The 6606-nt window shown below is 53.2% G+C and carries 4 protein-coding genes and 1 pseudogene; 4 read left to right on the top strand and 1 reads right to left on the bottom strand.

The genetic code is table 11. From position 1 onward, the window contains the following. Window positions 1-235 precede the first annotated feature (235 nt). The 3 genes and pseudogenes from DQX05_RS26445 to DQX05_RS26435 all read left to right on the top strand — a co-directional run bounded on the left by DQX05_RS26445 (window position 236) and on the right by DQX05_RS26435 (window position 3476). Complete coding sequence (locus DQX05_RS26445; protein WP_119796290.1) at window positions 236-1573, top strand: ABC transporter substrate-binding protein; 1338 nt, start codon at window positions 236-238, stop codon at window positions 1571-1573. Window positions 1574-1673: 100 nt separating this feature from the next. Beyond that, a pseudogene (locus DQX05_RS26440) lies at window positions 1674-2654 on the top strand (carbohydrate ABC transporter permease). Continuing rightward, window positions 2655-3476 (top strand): carbohydrate ABC transporter permease, encoded by an 822-nt coding sequence (locus tag DQX05_RS26435; protein ID WP_119796289.1) that lies wholly within the window; start codon window positions 2655-2657, stop codon window positions 3474-3476. Between the two features lie 24 nt (window positions 3477-3500). Here the strand turns inward: DQX05_RS26435 and DQX05_RS26430 are convergent, their stop codons facing one another. Then, window positions 3501-3782 (bottom strand): hypothetical protein, encoded by a 282-nt coding sequence (locus DQX05_RS26430; RefSeq protein ID WP_119796292.1) that lies wholly within the window; start codon window positions 3780-3782, stop codon window positions 3501-3503. A 322-nt stretch (window positions 3783-4104) separates the two neighbouring features. Here DQX05_RS26430 and DQX05_RS26425 point away from each other — a divergent pair, with 322 nt between their 5' ends. Continuing rightward, on the top strand, window positions 4105-6423 hold the full coding sequence (locus tag DQX05_RS26425) for a 5'-nucleotidase C-terminal domain-containing protein (protein ID WP_119796288.1): 2319 nt from the start codon (window positions 4105-4107) through the stop codon (window positions 6421-6423). The last annotated feature ends 183 nt before the right edge of the window (window positions 6424-6606 follow it).

Genomic DNA, 6606 nt, shown 5'->3' with positions numbered 1-6606 from the left:
TATCGTTGGCTTCTATTTTGTTATGGTTAAATTAGGTTTGAAGACACGCTCTAGTTCATCAGCTATCGCCTCCGTATTTTTTTCCCTCCTTAAATCAATCCAGTTGAATGACAAAGGAGTGCAGGTCTTCGCGCCCCGGCAGGGGAGAGAGTTGTGTTACTTTGAATGTAAGCGATTGCATGGTAGAGATAATGAAATCCGCAATCGAAACTCCAAGCGTAAAGGGGGATATGACATGAGGAAAAACATGCTGGTGATGCTGTCTCTAATCTGTATGATGAGCCTGTTCCTGGCAGCCTGCGGCTCCGGTTCGGATGCGAAGCCGCCGGAGGCGGCCGGGCAGGAGGAAGGACAACGGACAGATGCAGACAAGCCGTCTTCCGGCGAGAAGAAGTCGGTTGAGATTTTCAGCTGGTGGACGGGAGCGGGGGAAGAGGCAGGGCTATTAGGCCTGATGAAGCTTTTCAACGAGAAGCATCCGGATATCGAAGTCATCAATGCCGCCGTGGCCGGAGGCGCGGGCACGAACGCCAAGGCGGTGCTCGCCAGCCGGATGCAGGGCGGAGATCCGCCGGGAACCTTCCAGGTGCATGGCGGGGCCGAGCTGAACACGGGCTGGGTCGCGGCCGGCAAGATGGAGGGCTTGAATGATCTGTTCGAGAGCGAAGGCTGGATGGATAAGTTCCCGCAAGATTTAATCGAGATGGTGAGCGAGGGCGGGACGATCTACTCTGTCCCCGTCAATATCCATCGCGGCAATGTCATTTTCTACAATAAGAAGGTCTTTGACGATAATGGATTGACTCCTCCGGCTACCTTCGACGACTTCTTCCAAGCGGCCGAAGCGCTGAGGGAGAAAGGCATCACTCCGCTGTCGCTTGGAGACAAGGAGCCTTGGACCGCCACGATGGTATTCGAAGCGGTGCTTCTTGGCGTGCTCGGCCCGGAAGACTTCAAAAAGCTGTACACGGGTGAGATCGCGTTCGACGATGCGAGAGTGAAGGACGCGCTGGAGAAGACGAAGCACATGTTCAGCTATAGTAACGACGATCATGCGGCGCGCAACTGGCAGGACGCTGCGCAACTCGTCGCTAACGGCCAGGCGGCGATGAACATTATGGGCGACTGGGCCAAAGGCTACTTTACGACCGAGTTGAAAATGCAGGCAAATGTCGATTTCGGCTGGATTGCGACTCCGAATTCAGGGGACAGCTTTATGGTCATTACGGATACGTTCGGCCTGCCTCAGAACGTCAAGGACGCCGATTCGGTGAAGGAATGGCTGAAGGTGCTCGGCTCTGTCGAAGGACAGGATGTGTTCAATCCGCTCAAAGGATCGATTCCGGCGCGCATCGATGCGGATGCGAGCAAATACGACGCTTATGGTCAAGCTACAATTGAAGATTTCAAGAAAAGCAGTCTCGTGCCGAGTCTGGCGCATGGCTCCGCGGCTCCCGAAGGCTTCGTGACTCAGGTCAATCAAGTGATGACCATCTTCGTGACGAACGGGGACGTAGAGCAAGCGGCCCGCTCGCTTCGCGACGCTCAGCTATCCAGCGGCATCGCCAAGTAGGCGGCTGACCGGGGCGGTCCTCGGTCGGCTCTGAACGACATTGGAAGCGGGGCCGGCGGCGGGATTCCGCTGCCGGCTGCCGTGTTCAGGAGGGATGGATATGAATGCCGCAGGCATAGGAGGAGAGACGCTGCGCCGAGCTGTTCCGCCTGAGCGGAAGGCGCGGCGGCGGAGAAGGGGCAACATCGTGCCGATATTGATGGTGCTGCCCTCTTTTGTCGCGATTGCGATATTTGTGTACGTCTTTATCGGGTGGAGCGGATATGTGTCCTTCACCAATTGGAACACGCTGGCCCGCAATTTGGACTATGCCGGCTGGAAGAACTATCTGTTTCTATTTCAAGATTTCCGGTTCCAATCGGATTTGCGCAATACCTTCGTGTTCACGCTGCTATTCATTGCCGTGACGATCAGCTTCGGCCTGCTGTTGGCCGTACTGGTCGATCGGAAGATTCGCGCCGAGTCGCTGTTCCGCAACGTTTTTATTTTCCCGATGGCGCTGTCCTTCATCGTTACCGGCGTCGTCTGGCAGTGGATCCTGAACCCGTCGACAGGGGTGAACTTGATCCTGAAGGCCATCGGGCTGACGGATGTGCCCAAATGGTATGTCAGCACCGACATTATCCCGGGCTTCCGCTTCGGGCAGATTGAGCTCGGGCTTCCCGTCGCTCTGATTGCGGTGGTCATCGCCACCGTCTGGCAGCTGTCGGGCTTCGCGATGGCCATGTATCTTGCCGGATTGCGCGGCATCCCCGAGGAATAGAAGGAAGCGGCCCGGGTGGACGGAGCCGGCGAATGGACGATATTCCGGCGTATTCTGCTGCCGCAGCTGCGCCCGATTACGGTCAGTCTCATCATTATGCTGACTCATATTTCATTGAAAATATTCGATCTTATCTACGCGATGACCGGTCCGGGAGCGATGTTCGTCACGGATATGCCCGGAGTCTACATGTTCGAGACGACGTTCCGGGGCAATCATTACGCGCAGGGCGCCGCGATCTCGATGGTTATGCTCGTGCTTATCTCGCTGCTAATCGTCCCGTATCTTCTGTCAAGCATGAGGAAGGAGGAGGCATAGATGACGAAACAGCGGGTGCAACGGATAGCGCTATACGCCGGTTTGACGTGCTTGGCCTTGCTCTTTCTCGTGCCGGTGTATGTGCTTCTTGTCACGAGCTTCAAAGGTCTGGATGAGATCACGCTGGAGCGGATGTGGGCGCTGCCGAAGAGCCTCGATTGGTCCGGGTACCGCGAAGCTGTATCCAAGCTGTATCCGCATTTGAGCAACAGCTTCCTGCTCGCGGTTCCCGCCACCTTAATATCGGCCCTGTTCGGGTCGATGAACGGCTATGTGTTGTCCAAGTGGCAGTTCAAAGGCTCGAACGCGCTGTTCTCGCTGATGCTGTTTGGGATGTTCATCCCCTATCAGAGTATCTTGATTCCATTGATTCAGTTCATGCAGCGCATCCAACTGTATAATTCGATTCCGGGGCTCATCCTCATTCATGTCGTATATGGCTTGCCGGTCTGCACGCTCATGTTCCGGAATTTCTACGTGGCGATACCGAATGAAATGCTGGAAGCGGCCAAAATCGACGGCTGCGGCTTCTTCAGCATCTACAAGAACATGATCGTGCCGCTCTCCGTAACGGGCTTCATCGTCGTCGGCATCTGGCAATTCACGAACATCTGGAATGAATTTCTGTTCGCAGTGACGATGACAACACAGAAGCAGCAGCCGATTATGGTCGCGCTGCAAAATTTGTCCGGCAGCCAGATTGTGCAGTGGAACGTCCAGATGGCCGGGGCGCTGCTCGCGGCCTTGCCGACGCTGCTCGTCTATATTTTCCTGGGGAGGTATTTCATTCGCGGCTTGCTGGCCGGATCGATAAAAGGATAATGCGGTACCGTTTACCCGGCGGGACTATTCGTCTTCAATCCGTTCCCGTTGCGAGTCCTCTGTCATCAGGTCTTCATCGGGATAGTTCCGTTTCAACCCTTGATGCAATTTCAGATTTTCATTGCCGTACGGGCGCGGGCCATGCTGCCCCTTGCGCCATGCCGTGCTTTTGCCAAGCGATTCCGATTCGATGCTCGCGCCGTACGGCCCTTCCGGGAACTCCTCCGCTGTCAAGTCATTGCGCTGCGATTGCACCGTTGACACATCGGTATGGTTATGTTCGATCTCGTGATCCGATGGATCTATCACTGGGAGCACCTGCCTTCCTTTTTCGAGTAGTGTATCCGTGAAGTCCCGCCTTAATTCGCGGCCCTTCTTTCACCTCGCCGCAAGCAACCGTTCTCATATGGCAAGCTGGAAGAATAACTGCGCGACACATTGCATCTTTAGGCATCTCGAAAATGGGCGGATTTCACGAAATGCATGTTAATCCATTCATAGCTATGATGCGGCAAGAAGGAGTATAGTATTTTATTGAAAGTGTTGACAACCGTGTGCTAGTCTGGCTTCGCAGCCGAAGGGAGAGCGGCGCTCGTCAACGATGATGAATTGATATGAGGGGAGCAGCATGATGAAACAGAACAGATCCAGTTGGAAAAAATGGCTGAGCGCGTTGATGGCGGTTACGATGGTAACAAGTCTTGTCGTCACTTCCGCGGCCGCTTCTGAAAGCGTTGCCAATGAAGGCTTGGCTAAGAAAGATGTACATATTACCTTGTTAGGGACTTCGGATATCCATGGGCGTTCTATGCCTTGGGATTATGCCTCGGATGCGCCCAACCCGAGCGGAAGCCTGACGCAGTTATTCACCGCCATTAAGCAGATTCGTCAGGAGAATCCGAATACGATCTTGGTGGACGTCGGGGACATGATTCAAGACAACTCTGCGGAGCTGTTCAATAGCGAGCCTCAATCGCCGATGATGGTGGCGATGAATGCGATGGGCTATGATGCATGGACGTATGGCAATCATGAGTTCAACTTCGGGCTGGATGTATTGGACAAGGTGAGCAGCCAATTTGAAGGCGTAAGATTAGCGGGCAATGTATACAAGGACAATGGGGAACGCTTTCTTCCTGCCTATACGATTATAGAGAAGGAAGGCGTCAAAATCGGTTTAATCGGCATGACGACACCGTTGATCCCCGACTTCGAAAAGGGAACGGATCATGTGAAAGGCTTGGTCTTTACCGATCCGGTGGAAGAAACCAAGAAAGTCATTGAAGAATTAACAGGACAAGTGGATGTCATGATCGGGGTTATGCACATGGGGCTGGACAATGAGAACAACATCCCTCATTCCGGCGTGCGGGATATTGCCAACGGGAACCCGGAGCTTGCAGCGATCTTTGCCGGGCATATGCATGCACTGGTCAACAAAGAAGAAGTAAATGGGGTATTGATTACAGAACCGAATAGATATGGAACGCATCTTTCCCGCATTGATTTGCATTTTAGCCAAGAAGACGGGAAGATGGTGCTGACGTCCAAGGATGCCAATACGATCCCGGTCATAGACGCGGACGGCAACGTTCTTGCCTCCGATCCGGGGCTTGAGGAGATCCTGAAGCCATTCCATGAATTTGCGCGTCAAGATGCCAATACCGTTGTCGGCCGGCTCGTTGGCGAGAACCTGGTTCCGACCAACGAAATCGAGGGCATTCCACAGGTTCAGATCCAACAAACGCTGCTGTCGGATTTCTTTGCGGATATTATGCATCATTACAGTCAAGCGGATGTCGTCGCTTTTCAGATTGATAACGATAAGGCGCGGCTAGATGTCGGCGACATCAAGAAGAAGGATATCGCCTATAACTATCAATTTACCTTTGGCGAAGTAACGAATTATCAAGTAACAGGCCAAGATCTGAAAGATTATATGGAGTGGGCTGTAGGGTATTTTAACTCCACTCGTCCGGGAGATGTGACGGTTAGCTTTGATCTGAAGCGCCGCTCCTCCAAGTACAGCACCAATGATTTTTTCGGGAACATCAAATATGATATCGATCTGAGCAAGCCTTATGGCCAGCGGATTACTAACTTACGCCGTATGGATGATTCCCCGATTCAGGCAACCGATTCGCTGGTGCTCGGAATGAATGCGTATCGAATGGATGCGCTTGTAGCCCAGGGCGGGGCTCTGGAAGGAAGAACGTTCGAGCAGCTCTGGTCTTCCAAGGACAACAGCGCGTTCGGTGAAATGGGCGGCACGATCCGCAACCTGGCGATCAAATATATTAAGGAAGAGAAGAATGGCGTGCTGGAGCAAAAGGCGCAAAATCGCTGGAAGATTGTCGGCGTCGAGACGGACGCCCCAGAGCGCAAAGATGTCATCGAGCTAGTCAATGCGGGCATTCTGAAGGTTCCGGCGACGGAAGACGGCAAATATACGAATGTGGCTTCCATTAACATTTTGGATGACGTATCGGCGGATGAAGCTAAGGCGCTTGCCGAGAAAGCCAATGTGGACGTGAAATTGGTTGCCGGGGCCAAGAACAAAGGTGAACTCTATTCCCGATTAAACGCTGCGTATCAAGCGGCCCAACAGAACACAACGCCTACAACGGAGGTGCCGGCCCAGCCGGACAAAGCGGCGAAGCCTGAATCTGACAAGACGGACACCGGCAAACCGAACACCAGCAAACCGAACACCAGTAAACCGGACACAGGCAAACCGGTACAGTCGGTCACACCGGCGAAGCCAGCTTCCCAGGTAACGGTTACAGCCTACTACTTAAACGTGCGCAACCAAGCGTCCCCGAACAGCAAAATTGTAGCCGTAGTCAAGAAAGGAACCATTCTTGAAGTGACGGGTAAAAAAGACGGCTGGATTCAAATTGCCATCAATGGGAAGACCGCATACGTCGATGGGATGTATGTGAAATAATAAGCCGGATTTCTCGCGTTAAAAGCTCTCTTCGGAGAGCTTTTTTTGTTGAGACATTGCGATCGAAGGCCGGCGAATGCTCGTCAAACTAGTCCGCATAATCGGCCAAGTTGCCTCATAGACATGTTATCAGTGATGCGGAGTACACCGAATCGAAGAATACTCATGTCAGAGGGGATGATT

This window comes from Paenibacillus thiaminolyticus (assembly GCF_003591545.1).
Lineage (GTDB): Bacteria > Bacillota > Bacilli > Paenibacillales > Paenibacillaceae > Paenibacillus_B > Paenibacillus_B thiaminolyticus_A.
This window is presented reverse-complemented; position numbering and strand designations above follow the sequence as displayed.

What these genes read in the sequence shown, in the direction of transcription:
- DQX05_RS26445 (WP_119796290.1), top strand. Translation starts at nt 236, where the DNA reads ATGAGGAAAAACATGCTGGTGATGCTGTCTCTAATCTGTATGATGAGC.
- DQX05_RS26435 (WP_119796289.1), top strand. Translation starts at nt 2,655, where the DNA reads ATGACGAAACAGCGGGTGCAACGGATAGCGCTATACGCCGGTTTGACG.
- DQX05_RS26425 (WP_119796288.1), top strand. Translation starts at nt 4,105, where the DNA reads ATGATGAAACAGAACAGATCCAGTTGGAAAAAATGGCTGAGCGCGTTG.